Annotated in this window: 14 protein-coding genes; 10 read left to right on the forward strand and 4 right to left on the reverse strand. The window is 42.4% G+C overall.

The window, feature by feature from the left end; translation table 11 throughout:
- Window positions 1–136: 136 nt before the first annotated feature.
- The 9 genes from hisIE to E0D95_RS09475 all read left to right on the forward strand — a co-directional run bounded on the left by hisIE (window position 137) and on the right by E0D95_RS09475 (window position 10,400).
- Entirely contained in the window at window positions 137–910 is a 774-nt protein-coding gene (hisIE, locus tag E0D95_RS09435; protein ID WP_130803620.1) for a bifunctional phosphoribosyl-AMP cyclohydrolase/phosphoribosyl-ATP diphosphatase HisIE, read from the forward strand.
- A 9-nt stretch (window positions 911–919) separates the two neighbouring features.
- On the forward strand, window positions 920–2,425 hold the full coding sequence (locus E0D95_RS09440) for a UvrD-helicase domain-containing protein (protein WP_130803621.1): 1,506 nt from the start codon (window positions 920–922) through the stop codon (window positions 2,423–2,425).
- Window positions 2,426–2,453: 28 nt separating this feature from the next.
- Complete coding sequence (locus tag E0D95_RS09445; protein WP_130803622.1) at window positions 2,454–3,824, forward strand: AAA family ATPase; 1,371 nt, start codon at window positions 2,454–2,456, stop codon at window positions 3,822–3,824.
- A 327-nt stretch (window positions 3,825–4,151) separates the two neighbouring features.
- A complete protein-coding gene (locus tag E0D95_RS09450; protein WP_130803623.1) occupies window positions 4,152–7,001 on the forward strand; it encodes a monovalent cation/H+ antiporter subunit A in 2,850 nt (949 codons plus the stop codon).
- Window positions 6,998–7,366: a Na+/H+ antiporter subunit C gene (locus tag E0D95_RS09455; protein ID WP_130803624.1), complete on the forward strand. Its 369-nt coding sequence runs from the start codon at window positions 6,998–7,000 to the stop codon at window positions 7,364–7,366. Before E0D95_RS09450 ends, E0D95_RS09455 begins: the two co-directional genes overlap by 4 nt.
- Window positions 7,366–9,174 carry a monovalent cation/H+ antiporter subunit D gene (locus tag E0D95_RS09460; RefSeq protein WP_130803625.1) on the forward strand — a complete coding sequence of 603 codons (1,809 nt, stop codon included), beginning with the start codon at window positions 7,366–7,368 and terminating at the stop codon, window positions 9,172–9,174. The genes E0D95_RS09455 and E0D95_RS09460 overlap by 1 nt, the downstream gene beginning before the upstream one ends.
- A gap of 2 nt (window positions 9,175–9,176) precedes the next feature.
- Window positions 9,177–9,707: a Na+/H+ antiporter subunit E gene (locus E0D95_RS09465; RefSeq protein WP_130803626.1), complete on the forward strand. Its 531-nt coding sequence runs from the start codon at window positions 9,177–9,179 to the stop codon at window positions 9,705–9,707.
- Window positions 9,704–9,979 (forward strand): monovalent cation/H+ antiporter subunit F, encoded by a 276-nt coding sequence (locus tag E0D95_RS09470; RefSeq protein WP_130803627.1) that lies wholly within the window; start codon window positions 9,704–9,706, stop codon window positions 9,977–9,979. Before E0D95_RS09465 ends, E0D95_RS09470 begins: the two co-directional genes overlap by 4 nt.
- Window positions 9,980–9,989: 10 nt before the next feature.
- Window positions 9,990–10,400 carry a Na+/H+ antiporter subunit G gene (locus tag E0D95_RS09475; RefSeq protein WP_130803628.1) on the forward strand — a complete coding sequence of 137 codons (411 nt, stop codon included), beginning with the start codon at window positions 9,990–9,992 and terminating at the stop codon, window positions 10,398–10,400.
- Between the two features lie 95 nt (window positions 10,401–10,495).
- Here the strand turns inward: E0D95_RS09475 and mhpT are convergent, their stop codons facing one another.
- The gene (gene mhpT / locus E0D95_RS09480; RefSeq protein ID WP_130803629.1) at window positions 10,496–11,710 is read right to left on the reverse strand and encodes a 3-(3-hydroxy-phenyl)propionate transporter MhpT; all 1,215 of its coding nucleotides are present in this window, start codon (window positions 11,708–11,710) and stop codon (window positions 10,496–10,498) included.
- A gap of 15 nt (window positions 11,711–11,725) precedes the next feature.
- Window positions 11,726–12,973 carry an OprD family outer membrane porin gene (locus tag E0D95_RS09485; RefSeq protein ID WP_130803630.1) on the reverse strand — a complete coding sequence of 416 codons (1,248 nt, stop codon included), beginning with the start codon at window positions 12,971–12,973 and terminating at the stop codon, window positions 11,726–11,728.
- A gap of 765 nt (window positions 12,974–13,738) precedes the next feature.
- Between E0D95_RS09485 and E0D95_RS09490 the strand changes: the two genes are divergently transcribed.
- Window positions 13,739–15,007, forward strand: a complete 1,269-nt coding sequence (locus tag E0D95_RS09490; RefSeq protein WP_213073712.1) for an aromatic ring-hydroxylating oxygenase subunit alpha — start codon at window positions 13,739–13,741, stop codon at window positions 15,005–15,007.
- On the opposite strand, the gene E0D95_RS09495 is transcribed toward E0D95_RS09490, so the two are convergent.
- Together E0D95_RS09495 and infB are read right to left on the reverse strand one after the other, a co-directional pair.
- On the reverse strand, window positions 15,002–15,409 hold the full coding sequence (locus E0D95_RS09495) for a ribosome-binding factor A (protein WP_130803631.1): 408 nt from the start codon (window positions 15,407–15,409) through the stop codon (window positions 15,002–15,004). The genes E0D95_RS09490 and E0D95_RS09495 overlap by 6 nt on opposite strands.
- A complete protein-coding gene (infB, locus tag E0D95_RS09500) occupies window positions 15,409–18,123 on the reverse strand; it encodes a translation initiation factor IF-2 (protein WP_130803632.1) in 2,715 nt (904 codons plus the stop codon). Before infB ends, E0D95_RS09495 begins: the two co-directional genes overlap by 1 nt.
- Between the last annotated feature and the right edge of the window lie 2 nt (window positions 18,124–18,125).

Consider the following 18,125-nt stretch of genomic DNA (forward strand, 5'->3'; position numbering starts at 1 on the left):
TAGATTTAAAGCGCCTCCATCCTCATCATAAAAAAGATGAGTTTTTTTCCGAAATGTGACACAGATGCCGTACACTATAGCGTGCGATTGATGATCGCAGATGAACTTATTTATTCCATAATTCTGGTGAGATGTTATGAACAACGTGCAATGGCTCGATGAAGTAAAATTTAACGAACAAGGTCTTATTCCTGCCATCGCACAGCATCATCTGACAGGCCGTATTTTAATGGTCGCATGGATGAATCGTGAATCGCTTGCGCTGACCGCAGAAAAACAACAAGCGGTTTATTTCTCACGCTCTCGTCAAAAACTTTGGCATAAAGGTGAAGAATCAGGCCATTTTCAAACGGTGTATGAAACCCGTTTGGACTGTGATGGCGATGTGATCATTTTGCAAGTGGAACAACACGGCGGCATCGCCTGCCATACGGGTCGTGAATCGTGTTTTTATCGTAAGCTCACCCCACAAGGTTGGGAAATTGTCGATCCACAACTCAAAGATCCAACTGCGATTTATGGTGCATCGGCCAAAACTGAAGCGCATGATCACGGTGCCTTACAAGAACAAGTCGATGTCTTGGCGCATCTGGGACAACTCATGCAACAGCGTAAACAAGCAGATGCCGATAGTTCCTATGTCGCCAGTCTTTACAAAAAAGGCTTGAACAAAATTCTGGAAAAAGTCGGTGAAGAAAGTGTTGAAACCATCATTGCCGCGAAAGATTATGCCATTCAACCGACACAGGAAAACTTAAATGATCTGATCTATGAAACAGCAGATTTATGGTTTCATAGTATCGTCATGCTCGGTCATTTTGATCTTGATCCACAACGGGTACTGGATGAACTGGCACGTCGTCAGGGACTTTCAGGACTGGTTGAAAAAGCCAATCGCACACAAGGATAATAACGGACTGTGTCTAGCACTGAAAAACCCAAAGCGACCTATGAACAAGCGACAGCCATTGATAATGCGCGTCTGGGTGAATCATTTAAAGTCATTGCATATGCAGGCACAGGTAAAACCACGACTTTACAACTGATTAGTGATGCCATGCCGCAAAGACGTGGTATGTATCTGGCATTTAATAAAGCCATTGCCAGTGAAGCACAACAAAAGTTTCATCGTAACGTGGACTGTCGCACTTTTCACTCATTGGCTTTTCGTAGTGTGCCACGTGGGGTGACTGATAAATTACGTTTACCCCGTCTCAGCCCCAGTTTTATGGCAAAAGATTACCGGCTAGAACCGATTACTTTACGCCGTATGATGGGTGGACGTTATGAAAAATATGTCATGATGCCCAGCCGTCTGGCCAGTTTAGTCGCCAATGCGGTCAGTTATTTTTGCTCGACCAGTTCGCAATATCCAGCACCGCGACATATTCAAGCGCCAAGTTGGCTGCATCCCGATGATATTGAACAATTACAAAAACATCTCTATCCCGCCGTCGAACGGCGCTGGCTAGAGTCGATTGATCAAACGCATCAGGCAGGAATTGGACATGATATTTACCTCAAATTATGGGCATTGTCTGAACCGAATATTCCTGCCGATTATGTGCTCTTTGATGAAGCACAGGATGCCGATCCTCTCATGCTTGGCATCCTGCTTAGGCAGCGCAGTACACAAGTCATTTATGTAGGCGATGCACATCAACAAATTTATGCATGGCGCGGTGCGGTCAATGCCATGCAGCAACTTCCCCTGCCCGAATCACGTTTAACCACGTCATTTCGTTTTGGGGAACAAATTGCAGATGTCGCCAACTATTTATTAAGCGGACTGGATGAAAGCGTACCTTTACTCGGTAATCCTCAGCTAGACTCAAAAGTGGTCAATAAACCGCATACCAAACAACGTGATGCGATTCTGTGTCGCACCAATGCACGTGCGATGGAATTATTACTGGCAGGTTTAGTACATGGTGATAAAGTCAGTTTGCAAGCCGATCACAATAAACTCAATCGTTTTGTCGATGCAGCCAGTTTACTCAAACAAGGCAAACGCGTGACCGATGTGCCTGAATTGGCATGGTTTAATTCATGGCATGATGTGCATGAATATTGTGAAACCAACGATGGTAGTGATATTAAACCGTTGGTCAAACTGGTCGATGACCATGGTACTGATCCACTCAAACGCGCTTTGGCAAAAATTACCCCGATCGAGCAGGCAGATTATGTTATTTCTACCGCGCACAAAGCCAAAGGTCTGGAATGGGATCGGGTGCATCTGGAAGATGATTATCAATTTAAAATCAATGGACTCGAACATAAAATCAGTGATGAAGAACTAAGATTGCTTTACGTGGCCTGTACACGTGCTAAAGTAAGTTTAAATATTCATCATATTTACGACCTTGTTCAGCAGCTCAAACTGCACGCACCGCAAAGTTTGCGTAAATCCGCAGCGGTCTAAAACCTCGCGTTCCAACTCTGGTGGGCATATGAAACTTGAATCTATTCGTCTTAAACACACAGGCTTGTTTAGCAATTTACAGGTTCAGTTTCATCACTCAGATCATCCCGTGACCTTAATTTTAGGGGAACAGGCCACAGGTAAAACCACGCTCCTCAAGCATATTTATCAGGCATTAAGTTGGTTTCCAGCCCGATTAAAAGATAGTCGTACCGCGGGTGTGGTGATGCTGGATCAAGATATTTTAAACTCAAGAATCCAATCCAGAATCGAGCTGAGTGTCAGGATTCCAACTGAAATCGGACAACTTCCTGAAGGCAGCCAATCACAGGAAACTGATCCTTCCGTCTGTACATGGAAGCTCTATAAAACCCTCAATAGTCAAGCTATTGGCATCAGTCAGGCCGAAACGCAACAGCTTGAGGAATTAACTAATTTATATCAAAAAGCCATCAAACAGGATCCATTACAAGGCTTACCCTGTATCGCTTATTATCCTTCTGATCGATTTATCAATGAAATCAATCTACTCAGTAAAAATATTCCTGCTGTTTTTCAAGCTTCATCTGCCTATGATGTCGCAGCGATTCCATTTACCACCTTTGCCCGTTTTTTTGAGTGGTTTCGGGAAATCAGTGATATTGAAAACGCGCAAAGTGCACAATTGCTGCAACATATTCTGAGCAAATTTAATGCTCAAAATTTACAAAATCTGGAACAGGAAGTTTTTCAGACACATGCTCAACTTAACTCTCCCAATTTACAGGCCTTGAAAACCAGTTTAAATACGGTATTTCCTGATATTACTGATATTTACTTACAGTATCAGCCAAAACTACAGCTCATGGTCAACTATCAAGGGCAAAGTTTTAGCTACCAACAACTCTCCAACTCGATGAAAACATGGATTGCATTGGTCGGCGATCTGGTTCGTCGTTTATGTTTGCTTAATCCATTAAGCCTATACCCGTGTCTTGAGGGGGAAGGTATTGTGCTGATTGATCAAATTGATGCTCAACTTGATCAGAGCTTATGCCGCGAAATTCTGCCACGTTTACATCAGGCTTTTCCATGTTTACAACTGATTGTGACGGGAAATCGCGCAGCACTTCTTGAACATGCACAAGATTATCAATGTTTGAGTTTGTCCAATAAACAGATTTCACCGTTACAGCTCGAACATTCCCAGCAGCTCTATGACGATATTTATCAAAATTTATTTGATCAGACTTCAGAACCAGATTTAAATGATTTAACTCCAACCACTAGGGTTGAAACCGATTTGGATCAGGTACTGCACTTATTAGAACAGTTAAGCGATACACAAAAACAAGACATCCTGCAACATTTACAATCCAGTTGTAGGCATCAAGATGAATCACGATTGTCTGAAAAATAACTGGTTTCACAATTTAGACATTAAATCATTTTTCGTGTTATCATTGGAAATAACTATCAATGAGTTTAAGATAATTTGTTTATCTAATTTTCTTAAGTGATTGATATTTTGTTTTTTTAGTGTAAAAACAGTAAACACATTGATCGTCACTGCTGTATACTTTTTTGACACTTATTTTCGTTTCTTGCAAGTCGCGCAATACAACTTGTTTTTTCTTTTTATCCACATTTATGGTTTTCAGGCGGTTAAATGCTTTGGAATTCTCTTTGATTTCCTGTACACCCTGAAAAATAAGATTCACGCTTAGGTTTCGACCTAAATCACGACATGGATACGAGTGTGCTACCGATTATTATCTTGTTACCGTTAATATTAGGCACCACCCTTGTCGCATTGCTACAGCGTTTTTCGCGGGAAGCAACGGCTTTAGGGGCAATCGCAGTCAGCTTAACCAGTTTTGGGTTATTGCTGACTGAGGCAAAACAGATTTTTGCTGGTGCGGCCATTCAACAAAGCTGGAATTGGTTACCACAGCTTGGGTTGAATCTTAGCTTTCGACTCGATGCGCTAGGATTGGTGTTTAGCCTGCTCATTACAGGCATTGGCACGCTGATTTATATTTATGCTTATTATTATTTAAGCCCGCGTAATTCACTCGCTAAACTGTATATGCTGCTGATGGTTTTCATGTCAGCCATGCTTGGAATTTCACTCTCTAATAATTTGATCCTGCTCTTGGTGTTTTGGGAGCTAACCAGTATTTCATCTTTTTTGTTGGTGGGTTACTGGAGCCATTACGAAGCAGCGCAACGTGGTTCTCGGATGGCACTCACCATTACGGGCATGGGTGGTTTAGCCATGCTGGGGGGCTTTATTCTGATTGGGCAAATCACGGGGACTTATCAGATTGATCAACTGGTCAATATGAAAGATACCATCCAATCACATGCTTTATTCGTTCCTGCACTGCTGTTAATTTTATTGGGTGCATTTACCAAAAGTGCGCAATTCCCTTTCCATTTTTGGCTTCCAAATGCCATGGCGGCACCTACTCCTGTTTCGGCCTATTTGCATTCCGCAACCATGGTCAAGGCGGGGATTTTTTTACTGGCTCGTCTTGCCCCGATTTTTATTGGTGCAGCGCTTTATCATAATATTGTGACCTTTGTCGGTTTATTTACGCTATGTATGGCTGCTTTTTTTGCCATTTTTAAAGAAGATCTGAAAGGCTTATTGGCATATTCAACCATCAGCCATTTAGGTTTGATTGTCTGTTTGTTAGGGATTGGTTCACCATTGGCTGTTGCCGCGGCCATTTTCCATATTATCAATCATGCAACCTTTAAAGCTGCGCTATTTATGATCGCAGGCATTATTGATCATGAAACAGGAACTCGCGATTTACGAAAACTCAGTGGCATCTGGCAATTGCTGCCTTTTACCGCCACGCTCACCATGATTACCGCGGCTTCTATGGCAGGCGTACCGCTGACCAATGGTTTTATTTCCAAAGAAATGTTTTTTACTGAACTGGTCAGCAGTTTAAATGGTGGTGCTTTAATTTTTTCTGTGATTGTAGCGACTTTGGCAGGTATTTTTGCAGTCAGTTATTCCATTCGCTTGGTACACGGCGTATTTTTTGATGGCCCTGTCGGTGAGAAAGTCCCGAACAAAGACGCACATGAGCCTAGTTTGGGCATGCGTTTTCCCGTCATTTTACTCGCTATACTGTGTATTTTAGTGGGGATTATTCCTGCCTTACTGGTGGAAAACATTGTCAATGGCGCAACACGTGCCAGCCTTGCGATGCCAGAGTTTGCAGGTGTACATCTGGCGATTTGGCATGGTGTTAATTTACCACTGATCATGAGTCTGATTGCCTTAATCGGCGGCGCAATTTTCTATTTTGCGCTTGCAAAAGATGGGCGTATTCGCCGTATTGACCTAGATCCTTATTTAGGCAATCTTCAAGGCCGAATCTTATTTGATAAATTTTTAAAATATTTATTACTGGGTAGCCGCAATATTAAACGCCGCACAGAAACAGGTTCTTTGCAGCTGTATTTGTTTTTGATTGTCCTTTTTAGCGTAGCGATTGTAGCAGTGCCTCTATTTAATCAGGGATTGACCACTGGATCGCGTGAACTTACCCATGCACCGATGATCGCTATTGTGTTATGGCTGATTTTATTCTCAGCCTGTTGGATGATGCTTTGGTTCCATCACGAACGGATTAAAGCAGTATTGATTAGTGGCGCAATTGGTTTGGTTGTCACCATGATCTTTATTGGGTTTTCCGCGCCTGATCTTGCTTTGACCCAAATTACGGTCGATGTGGTGACGACTGTCTTATTATTAATGAGCCTCTCTTTACTGCCTCAACTTACGCCTTATGAATCCAAACGATCCAGACGTTGGCGCGATGCCATGATTGCGATTATTGGCGGTTTAGGGATTGGCTGGATTGCATGGCTAATTCTGACTCGTGATCACAACTCATTGTCATGGTTCTTTATGCAACAATCGCTGCCGTTAGGTGGTGGCTCAAACGTGGTCAATGTGATTTTAGTCGATTTCCGTGGTTTTGATACTTTTGGTGAAATTACCGTGTTGGGGATTGCCGCTATCGGCGCACTCTGCCTGATGGATGGTATGCGGATCCATGGGACAAGCGTGACTCAGGGTTTGACCTATCGTTTTAATCCATCCCCGCTGATGTTACGTACCACTGCATCATGGGTTTTACCGATCGCCTTAGTGGTTAGTCTATATATTTTCTTGCGTGGTCATAATTATCCTGGCGGTGGTTTTATTGCAGGTCTAGTTACCTCTATGGCGTTGATTATCCAGTATGTTGCACAAGGTCAAGACCGAGCCGAACACATGCTCAAAGCAAAATCGGGGCGTTTATATGAACTCTGGATCGGTATTGGTTTATTGATTGCAGGTCTTTCAGGCATGGCGGCATGGTACTGGTCACGACCGTTCTTAACCAGTGCGCATATTTATGTGGAAATTCCCCTGATTGGAAAATCACATCTTGCCTCAGCCGCACTGTTTGATGTGGGTGTCTATGTCACGGTGGTCGGTGCAACCATGCTGTTAATTTCGGTACTTGGAGATTCACGCCACTCAACCATGTCTGGCCCTGTGCCACGTGAAGGAGATTCGTCATGATAAGTCTGGAATTTTTACTTGCTTCCGCGATTGGTCTGCTGGTTGCTTCTGGTATTTATTTGATCTTACGTGCCAGAACTTTTCCTGTGGTGCTTGGACTGGCCATGATTGGCTATGCGGTCAATTTGTTTTTATTTGCCATGGGACGCATTCAAACCAATGCCCCTGCGATTTTGACAGAAACGGTTAAATCGACGGATCCTTTACCCCAAGCGTTGGTTTTAACCGCGATTGTGATTGGTTTTGCCACCACTGCGTTTATCGTACAACTTGCGATTCGTAGTCGTTATGAATCAGGAACCGATCATGTCGATTCAAAAGAAGACCCCGCTTTAAACTATGACCCGCGTGAGGATGAGCCTTGATGATTGACTTTATCAATTTCTGGAACATGCACGCGCCGATTTTTAGTCTTTTGATTCCTGCATTTACGGCCTTTATTTTAATTATTTTAGGCAATCCCGGTTCAGGTGCTTTAGAAACTGATCGCCGTCAGCCGTGGCGCAGAGCAATTAGTCTGGTTTCTGTGTTACTTGGCCTAGCGACCGCGATCAGTTATTTTTTGATTGCACATACAGGTCAGATTACCGTTTATCAATTGGGTGAATGGTCAGCGCCGTTTGGTATTGTTTTAGTCTTGGATCAACTGTCTGCGTTTATGCTGCTGTTGACCTATGTGCTTGCGGTGCCTGTGTTGTGGTTTGCAAGTAAGGAATGGGATACCCGTGGACGCTATTTCCATGCCATGTTTCATTTTCTACTGATGGGAATTAGTGGCGCGTTTTTAACTGGGGATTTATTTAACTTATTTGTATTTTTTGAAGTGTTGTTGATGGCTTCTTACGTGTTACTTCTGCATACGCAAGGTAAAGCGCGTTTTCAATTAGGCATTCATTATGTCACGATCAATTTGCTCGCTTCCGCGATCTTTTTGATTGGTCTGGGCATGATTTATGGCAGTGTTGGTAGCCTAAATATGGCCGATGTGTCACGTCTGGTTCCAACACTTGAACCCGATCAACATAAATTAGCCGTTGCAGGCGGCTTGTTATTGTTTGTGGTATTTGGCATCAAAGCCGCGATATTACCCGTTGGTCTATGGTTACCGAAAACCTATGCGGTTGCCACAACCCCTGTTGCAGCCATTTTTACCATTATGACCAAAGTGGGTATTTATGCAATTTTAAGAGTCAATGGCACAGTATTTGATGATGTATTTGCACAAAACATCCTAAAGCACTGGCTACTTCCGATTGGCTTAGTGACTTCGCTTTATGGCGTAATTGGTGCGATTGGCGCAGATCGTTTACGCCGTTTTGTTGGCTTTATGGTCCTCTCCTCCATCGGGACAATCATCATTGCAATTTCCATGTTCAATACCCAAGCATGGGCAGCAGCATTGTATTATCTGGTCCATAGTACCCTGATTGCAGCGGCATTCTATTTACTCTGTGGCTGGATTACCTCACAACGCGGTAGTTTTAAGGATCATCTAAAAGTTGCACCAAGAATGAAACAAGGCAAAATTGTTGCTTTGGTTTATTTCCTGATCGCGATGATGATGGCAGGTCTGCCTCCATTTAGTGGTTTTCTGGGCAAAGTCTTTATTTTACAAGCGACACATGATCAACCTTATCAAGCATGGATCATTGCTATTGTACTGATGGTGAGTTTGCTCAGTATTATTGCCTTAACCCGTGTTGGTTTTGTGTTGTTTTGGCGCTCCACTGCCCCAGAAGAAAATGAACAAGAACCTGCATTTGCTGCATATCAGGATTTGCCTGAACAAGCACCTGCACGTAACGATTTGACCATTTATACCCTGTTAATTGCTTTAACGGTTTATGTCATTTGTGCGCCTTCGATTTATGCGTATACCTTAAGTACAGCCACACAAATTCAGGATCACGCGCTGTATAGCAATACTATTTTAAGCAAAGATCGTTTTGGTGAAGTGATCAGCGTACAACCTTATGATCCAAGCTATGTGCCTGAAACCAAATATGGCGGTGAAACGATTGATCCATACGCGCATTATATTCCTGACGTGATTTCGGATGATACGCTTGAGGGTGAACATATTTCAGAATATAAGAAACGGCAAATTGAGCAGGAACAGCAAGATCAGGACATCGTGCCAAATGAAAGCCAACTCAAACCGATGGAGCCTTAAACATGGAAAAAAAGAGTCCTTTATTGGAACGCTGGTTCCCTCATCCATTTGTTTCAGTCATTGTGGGTTTGAGTTGGGTGATGCTGGCACATAGCGTTTCGGCGGATAATATTCTGATTGCGATGATTTTGGCGATTGTGATTCCACGACTGGTACAACCGTTTATTACCCGTACCCCCCATATTCACTGGAAACAAGCGATACATTTGTTTTTTGTGGTGCTTTGGGACATTGTTATTTCAAATATTCGTGTTGCAAAATTGGTACTCGGGCCAACAGATCGCTTACATCCTAAATGGTATCGTGTGCCTTTAGAAACCCAGCATGAACAGGTCAATAGTATTTTGGCGATGATTATTACCACCACACCTGGCACCGTGTCTGCGGGTATCGATCAGGAACGTGGTGATATTCTGGTGCATTCTCTCAGTACCGATAACGAAGAATTGGATATTCAGGAAATCAAATCTCGTTATGAAGCACCACTGATGGCGATTTTTGATGTAAAAGCAGGTGAAGGAGGAGAAGCATGATCATCTTACCTTATGCTTTGGGCATTTGTATGGTTGCGATTACCATCTCCATGTTCATGTGTCTGATTCGACTGGTCATCGGCCCTTCAATCGTGGATCGGCTACTGGCTCTGGATACTTTATTCCTAAATGCAACCTGTTTAGTGGTGGTGTTGGGGATTTATTGGAGCAGCACCAATTTATTTGAAGGCGCACTGTTAATTGCAATGTTAGGCTTCGTATCCACCGCAGCACTGGCACGTTATTTCACGACTGGTCATGTGATCGATTAGGAGAATGAACATGCAATTATTTATGGAAATTCTGGTTTCGTTTTTTCTGTTGGTCGGGGCATTTTTTATGCTGGTTGGTGGGATCGGCATGATTCGGCTACCTGACTTGTTTATGCGCCTGCATGCACCCACCAAATCCAGTACTCTTGGTTTAGGTAGCTTCTTGCTTGCATCAATCGTGTATTCGGCTTTTCAAGGACGTTTTGGTTTTTCAGAGCTGTTAATCACCTTATTGGCTTTTATTACCGCACCTGTTTCAGCAAATTTGATGGCACAGGCCGCTTTACACTTGCGCTTACGTTCTTTGAGTGGTGAAGTGCCTGAAACATTAAATCGACCCTTACCGTGGGATCGTTATTCATTTTTAAATCGCCGCAGAAACTCAAGCATCGACTCTCATTCAGAACCACCTAAAGAGTAAAATAAAAAGAAGCTTAAATTGCCTGAGCCGATTTAAGCTTCTTGCTTCTCATCAAATATTCACTCAAATATCGACTCAAATCTCTATGCCAAAGGTCAAATCCGCTGTAATTTTTTAGACAGTACCAACATGCAAATTGCCGCAATCAGAATACAAGGGATTGCCGCTAAAAAAATCATCGACGTACCACTTCCTAAAAATAACAACTGCCCCACAATCATCGGCCCTATAATGGCTCCAAGTCGACCAATCGATGATGCAGCACCGACCCCTTGCCCGCGAGATTCTGTGGGATATACAAAACTTCCAAACGCATACATGACTCCAATACCGCCGATCATAAAAATCCCTGTGAATGCAGCGGCTAAATACATCATGTTCAGTTGGTTAGAGCCGCTTAACAAAAATAGACCCGTCAAAATTCCAACATACATCATTAAAATCACAAATGATTTATTCCATCGATCGATGAGATAAGACAGCAGAATCGTTCCTATCGTTGCTCCAATCAGAAAAAATAACTGTGCTTTACTGCCTTGTTGTTTAGTAAAGCCTAATTCCACAAAAAGCGAAGGTAACCAGCTCAACATAATATATTGCACCATGGTGGTAAAAAAATTACCGATCCAGAACAAGATAGTTTTATGGCCCATGCCTTTTTGAAATAACGCATTAAACATCGTGTTATTTTTTAATTGTTCAGTTTTCACCCCCATAAAATCCTGAGATTCAGGTAAAAACTTGATCAGAATTGGAATGAGTAATAAAGGAATACAGCCACCGAGATAAAAAATAGATTTCCAGTTTTCACTTAAATCATAGGCGACCCAGAGTGCAACCAATGCCGCACCGACAGGCATTCCACAATACATTAAACCGACCGCTTTTCCACGATTTTGCGGCGTTACGGATTCAGATGCTAAGGTAATTAAGTTAGGTAAAGCGGCTCCAAAACCTAATCCCGCCAAAAAACGAACCACTAATAAACTATGATAGCTTTGAACCCAAACCATACACAGCGTAAAGACCGCAAAGCATAATACCGAAGAAACCAATACTTTTTTGCGCCCCATCTTATCTGCATAATATCCTCCCATTACAGCGCCAGGTAATAACCCCAAAATACCTGCACTAAAGACCAGTCCAAGCTGAGATTTATCTAATCCAAACACCTCTTTAAGAGAAGTTGCAACCACACCAACAGCTTGTATATCCATCCCTTCAATCACTGCAATCAGAAAACATAAAAGAATCGTGATATTAAATTTTGCTGTTTTCTGAGTCTCAACCACCGATGATGCTGCATTCATGATATTCATTCCTCATTAAAAATTCCACGTGTAATCAATACCTAAACGCAACTCGTGGTCAGGTTTGAAGGCTGCTTTCGAAGAAAAATTATTGTCATATAGCGCGTATCTTGCTCTCACGGCTAAACCCTTTAACTTTCCTTCTGGCACGGCATATTGAATGTCAAAAGCGGTTTCTTTTTCTTTCAAATTGGTCCCGCCTAAATTTGGTAAATGAATATTATGACCTTCGCTATATCGCACCATACCTTTTAATCCTGAAATATAGTTTTTAAAATCATAGTCATAGCGAAGACTAAACACATCTTCTCTTGGGTTTAAAAAATCAGTGCTTATACCATCAAGAAAAAATAGAACTTCTCCACCCGTAATATAAGGAAAGGCCGTATCTCCATAACTCTTTAAAAATCCAGCAGAAAAGGTGTGCATACCTTGTTTCAGACTAAAATTGGCAGCGATCAAATCGTTATCCACTTTTCCAGCCAGTTTTCTGCCATCGGCATGGTTCATATAAAACTTGAGATCAGGAATGAAATTTAATGTGTCACTTAACGCAATCACATGATTTGCCATCAATACATGTTGTTGATAGAGATCATCGAGTTTGATGGAATAGAATCCAGCAGAGTTTGAGGGATCAAATTGATATTGAAAGCCGCCGTAGTAAACACTGTCTGTTTCTGCGGCTTTGAATTTACCATTGGCAGTTGAAATACGAATATTTTCAAAATTGGTAGAATCGCGCTGATTAACTTTATCTACATATCCCAGTGTCACATTTGTATTTTCTAAATCTTTTGATTTTAATTCGATACCTCTAAAAGTTTGTGGTAACAGCCTTGCTCGCGAAGAAAAAATAACCGGCGTAAATGGCATAAGCGTCCCAGCCTTTATCTCGGTTTGGCTATATTTGGCTTTAAGTGTCCAGCCAATTTCACCATAACTATCTGCCGCTTCACGTGTTACCTTATCCACAGGTAACAGACCTGCCCCAGTCTGTCGCGAATCTGCATGCAACTTGAAACCCGCCATGGCTTGAAGATCCAAGCCTAATTTGACTGTTGTATCTGTATATCCAGATTCAAAGCGATAGACAAAACCTTGTGCCCACTCTTTTAAGGCAGGTACTTCCGAGACCTCTTGATAGTCTCGGTCAAAATAGTAGTTGCGCATCCACAGGCTATTTTTTGCATCATCAATAAAATCACTCGCACTTGCATAGCTACATGCTAATGCGGAGAAAAATAATAATTTCTTACCCATCTTAATCTCCTCAACTCCCCATCCCAAACCTTTTGCATGGCTAACTTTTAAATTCTTGGTCTACTCAAGATCAGTCCAGAGAAAATCATCACACTTTCTCCTTCGAACCCATTTTGACTCTCCAGAAGTCCAAGCTCACTTAGGCGTTCTATTTCACAGACCAATGAAAAAAGATCAATATTTAATCTTTGCATGCTCATTCGTCTGCGTCTTACTGAAATAAAAATTTGAATCTCAGCATAGCGTTTTTATAAAATTTAAATGTTTCATATACAAAACATCATTTTTTATAAGAAACTGAAATACGCTTATAGCTGCTTTTTTTTTGTCTTGTCAATGCTTAAAAAACAAACATTTTTATTTGCTCAGGAATGGATCAAATTTCATTTTTTATATAAAAATGATGCACCAAATTTAAACAAATTAAAATAAAATATTTATTTTCAATAGCTTAATTTATTGAAAAATATTTTTTTAAATTTTTTCTCTCAACACTCTCTTTTTTTAACTCGTAATTTGCACCATCAAGATTCAAAAAAATTTAGTTTCAATGAAAAAATATTTTCTTTTAATTTTTTTTTGAATCTTGGAAAAAAGTGTGCTATCTATATTTAATATACAAACACAAGTTTTATTAACAAAACAAACCTAGTCCATTTAAAAGGCAAGGAGTCTTATATGTTGACTCAAGAGAAGAATGATCGATTAACACGAGTTGGTCCCCATAGCGAAATGGGTCAATATCTGCGACGTTAATGGCATCCTATCGCTGGTGAATCAGAATTTGACTCCCAAGCCATTAAGCCAATCCGAATACTCGGTGAAGATTTAGTTTTATATAAAGACTTGAGCGGAAACTATGGTCTGGTCGAACGGCATTGCCCTCATCGCAGTGCAGATATGTCCTATGGATATGTTGAACAAACAGGAATTCGATGCAGCTATCATGGCTGGCAATTTAATCAGGCGGGAGAATGTATCCAGCAGCCTTATGAACAAGTCTGTGATCCAAGTGCCCGTATGTGCAAAATGACAAAAATTGTAGCTTATCGAGTACAGGCAAAAGCTGGCTTATTGTGGGCTTATATGGGACCAGAACCTGTTCCTGAACTGCCTGATTGGGATTTATTTAATTATAAAAATGGTTTTGCTCAAGCAATCTTTGCTGAACTACCATGTAACTGGTTTCAATGCCAAGAAAACTCAATCGATCCCATCCATTTTGAATGGACACATAATAACTGGACGATACGTCAGGCAGAATCAGAAGAACCCTATGTCGCCACCCATATTAAAACCAAGTTTGAAGAATTCGAATATGGTTTTACCTATAAACGCCTACGCGATGGAGAAAGCGAAGACAATCCAATGTGGACCGAAGGGCGAGTTACCTTGTGGCCAAATGGTTTTTATTTAGGACATCATTTTGAATGGCGTGTTCCAATTGATGATTACAATACGCTTAGTGTACTTTGGGTATTTAGCAAAGTTCCGCGCGAACAGGAACCTTATATTCAAGAAAAAATTCCGTCTTGGTATGGTCCATTATACGATGAAGATGGGAAATGGATTACCACCCACGTTGCCAATCAGGACTTTGCGGTTTGGGTCGGTCAGGGACGCATTACTAATCGTGAACGCGAATTTTTAGGACAAAGTGACCGTGGTATTATTATGCTACGTAAACGCTTTTTTAAAGAACTGGATGAGCTCAAAAATAACCCAGACTTTATCCCTAAAGCTTTAATATTCGATGCACAGAAAAATAAAGATATATACCTACCTTCTGCCTGTGGCAAAGAGCTTAGAGAAGGTTTGACTCGGGAGCAGTTGGCCTCACATCCATTACTTGGACCATATCTTCATGATTTCATTGGGCAAGCAGGTCAGCCCAAAGAAGTACAAGAAGCTTATGAAAAAGCAGTCGGACAGAAATGTCAGGTGCTAAATTCTTTAGCGTTCATGGTGGAAATAAAAAAACAGCATAATCAAAAATGCCACCCGAAGGTGGCATTTTTTTGTTCAAACTTATGATTCAGAATCATCTTCTTTCTTATGATCAGGTAAGTCCTGTACTGCTTTTTCAATCAAACCAAACATATAGTTGCCATAAGCATTGGTTTTGTCATAATGAAAACGCAGGCGCGGTGTAATACGAGTTTTGATACGACGACTAAGTTCATGACGCAAGAAACCAGACGCTTTATTTAATACATCTAAAGTTTCTTTATTTGCGGCTTCACTTTGTTCATCACCTAGCTCACGTCCCATTACCGTGACGTAAACCTCAGCGTATCCCATGTCTGCGCTCACTTTCACCGCAGAGATGGTCACTAGACCACCCAGACGCGGATCTTTCAACTCTTGGCGGATCAGCTCAGACAACTCGCGTTGTACTGAATCCGCCATGCGTTTCAAGCGTTGTCCACCCGCCATTAAAGACTCCGTTTCACCATTTGGACATCATACACTTCGATCTTATCGAGCGCTTTGATGTCATTATAACCTTTCACCGCGAGACCACATTCCATGCCTGCACGAACTTCATCCACCACATCTTTATAGCGACGTAATGATTCAAGTTCACCTTGGAAGACCACCACGTCATCACGGAGGACGCGAATTGGTTTATTACGGTGAATCACACCTTCCATCACCATACAGCCCGCAGCAGCACCAAACTTACTAGAACGGAACACTTCACGAACCTGAGCCACGCCCAGAATCGTTTCACGATGTTCAGGGGCAAGCTTACCGCTCATGGCATTCTTCACATCATCAATCAATTCATAAATGATGCTGTAGTAACGAATGTCGATACCGTCCTGATCACTCTTCTGACGCGCAGTCGTATCAGCACGAACGTTAAAGCCAAGCAAGACCGCTTCTGAAGATTCAGCCAGTGTCACGTCAGATTCAGTGATCGCACCGACACCTGAACTAATCACGCGAACTTTTACTTCATCCGTTGAAAGCTCATCTAAAGCAACGGTCAAGGCTTCTAAAGTACCACGAACGTCTGCTTTTAAGATGACATTCACCGCAGGGACATCTTTTTTGCCCATAGATGCCATAATGTTTTCAAGACGCATTGCACTTTGACGATCGATGCGTTTTTGACGCTCACGATCTGCACGAGCATCGGCTACTTCACGTGCTTTTTTCTCGTCATTGACAACAAGAACTTCGTCACCTGCCATTGGTGCATCAGGCAAACCTAGAATTTCAACAGGAATTGACGGCCCTGCCGATTTAATTGGCTGACCATTTTCATCTGACATGGCACGTACACGACCATACGATGAACCTGCAAGAACAAGATCACCAATGTTCAATGTACCGTTTTGTACCAGAATTGAAGTAACAGCACCGCGACCTTTGTCAACACGTGCTTCAATGACTACACCTTGAGCCGCACCTTCACTTGATGCTTTCAATTCCATCAATTCAGCTTGGATCAGAATCAAGTCAAGTAACTCATCGATGCCTTGACCTGAATGTGCAGACACCATCGCGACTGGAACATCACCGCCCCATTGTTCAGGTACGATCTGTTTGGTGGTCAATTCATTCAACACGCGATCTGGGTCAGCCGATTCTTTGTCCATTTTGTTGATGGCAACAATGATCGGTGTACCCGCAGCACGCGCATGATCAATCGCTTCTGCTGTTTGAGGCATGACACCATCATCAGCCGCAACCACCAATACCACGATATCGGTTGCTTTGGCACCACGTGAACGCATTGCAGTAAACGCAGCATGTCCCGGCGTATCAAGGAAAGTAATAATACCTTTGTCTGTTTCAACGTGATAGGCACCAATGTGCTGGGTAATCCCGCCTGCTTCACCCGCAGCCACTTTCGAGCGACGAATACGATCAAGTAATGACGTCTTACCATGGTCAACGTGACCCATGATAGTCACGACTGGAGGACGAGTGGTTTGCTCACCACGCGCTTCTTCAGCAGCAACCAGTAAGTTATCTTCAGCTTGTGTATCAGACACTAAAACTGGATTGTGTCCTAGTTCTTCCACCACAAGTACTGCGGTGTCTTGATCAATGGCTTGGTTTTGAGTCACAAGCTCACCCATTTTCATGAGTGTTTTGATGACTTCACGAACCTTAACCGCCATTTTCTGTGCCAGATCAGCAACGATGATTTTCTCACCGATCTCAACATCATAAATTTGCTTTTTAACTGGTTTTTCAAAACCATGTTTGTTGGCTTGGCTGGTTTTTAAGCCACGTTTGTGATGACTTTTGCTAAAGCTTTGTTCTGCTTGTGCATCACCACCACGACCGCCTTTCTTACCTGCACGTGGGTTGGTTGTTGCACCACCACGTTTGATTTCACGGTCTTCTTGATTGAATGAATCTTCATACGCCTGACCGACAAGACCAGCAGCCAATGGAGAATCATCAATTACACGAATGGTCGCGCCTGTATCGTCATTGGAATATTTCGATGCCATTTGACGCATTTGCTCAAGCGTACGTTGTTGCGCTTCTTCAGCCGCTTTACGACGTACAGCTTCTTCAGTCGCTTTCAACTTGGCAGCTTCAGCTTCACGTGCTTTCTTCTGTTCAGGCGTTTCTGTCGGCTTCACCACAACAGGCTTAATCGGCTTGTTGGTTGAACGACGTTTTACCACCACTTCTGTGGTTGAAGTTTCAGCCTTCACTGTTTCTTTTTTCTGCGCAGCACGCATTGCATCTAATGTTGCTTGTGCTTTATTTTCAGCTGGTTCACGCGGCTGTTGCGCGGTTTGCTGATTGACTTTTTCATCAGCACGACCTTTCGCTTCCGCTTCTACACGTGCTTTCGCTTCAGCAGCAATTTGGTCTGGGTTTGGCTTGGTAAATGTATGTTTCTTACGAACTTCTACATTAATGGTTTTTGCCTTACCCGAAGTACTGGCGACTTTTGCCGTACTGGTTGTTTTACGTTTCAACGTGATTTTTCCTGCGCCACCTGCATCCTGACCGTGAATTTTTTTCAAATGGTTCACCAGTGTGTCTTGTTGCTCGGTGGTAATAGTGTCATTTGCGTTACGCTGTGGTAGACCTGCTTCGCGAACCTGTTCTAGAAGCTTGTCGACAGGACGACCAACTGTTTGAGCCAAGTCTTGAATCGTTTTGTCTGTCATAC

It is taken from the genome of Acinetobacter ihumii, assembly GCF_900625095.1.
Classification (GTDB): Bacteria; Pseudomonadota; Gammaproteobacteria; order Pseudomonadales; family Moraxellaceae; genus Acinetobacter; species Acinetobacter ihumii.

Bases quoted from the DNA above. Each gene is read 5' to 3' on its own strand.
- hisIE (WP_130803620.1), top strand. From the start codon at position 137: ATGAACAACGTGCAATGGCTCGATGAAGTAAAATTTAACGAACAAGGT.
- E0D95_RS09445 (WP_130803622.1), top strand. From the start codon at position 2,454: ATGAAACTTGAATCTATTCGTCTTAAACACACAGGCTTGTTTAGCAAT.
- E0D95_RS09450 (WP_130803623.1), top strand. From the start codon at position 4,152: ATGGATACGAGTGTGCTACCGATTATTATCTTGTTACCGTTAATATTA.
- E0D95_RS09455 (WP_130803624.1), top strand. From the start codon at position 6,998: ATGATAAGTCTGGAATTTTTACTTGCTTCCGCGATTGGTCTGCTGGTT.
- E0D95_RS09460 (WP_130803625.1), top strand. From the start codon at position 7,366: ATGATTGACTTTATCAATTTCTGGAACATGCACGCGCCGATTTTTAGT.
- E0D95_RS09465 (WP_130803626.1), top strand. From the start codon at position 9,177: ATGGAAAAAAAGAGTCCTTTATTGGAACGCTGGTTCCCTCATCCATTT.
- E0D95_RS09470 (WP_130803627.1), top strand. From the start codon at position 9,704: ATGATCATCTTACCTTATGCTTTGGGCATTTGTATGGTTGCGATTACC.
- E0D95_RS09475 (WP_130803628.1), top strand. From the start codon at position 9,990: ATGCAATTATTTATGGAAATTCTGGTTTCGTTTTTTCTGTTGGTCGGG.
- mhpT (WP_130803629.1), bottom strand. From the start codon at position 11,710: ATGAATGCAGCATCATCGGTGGTTGAGACTCAGAAAACAGCAAAATTT.
- E0D95_RS09485 (WP_130803630.1), bottom strand. From the start codon at position 12,973: ATGGGTAAGAAATTATTATTTTTCTCCGCATTAGCATGTAGCTATGCA.
- E0D95_RS09495 (WP_130803631.1), bottom strand. From the start codon at position 15,409: ATGGCGGGTGGACAACGCTTGAAACGCATGGCGGATTCAGTACAACGC.
- infB (WP_130803632.1), bottom strand. From the start codon at position 18,123: ATGACAGACAAAACGATTCAAGACTTGGCTCAAACAGTTGGTCGTCCT.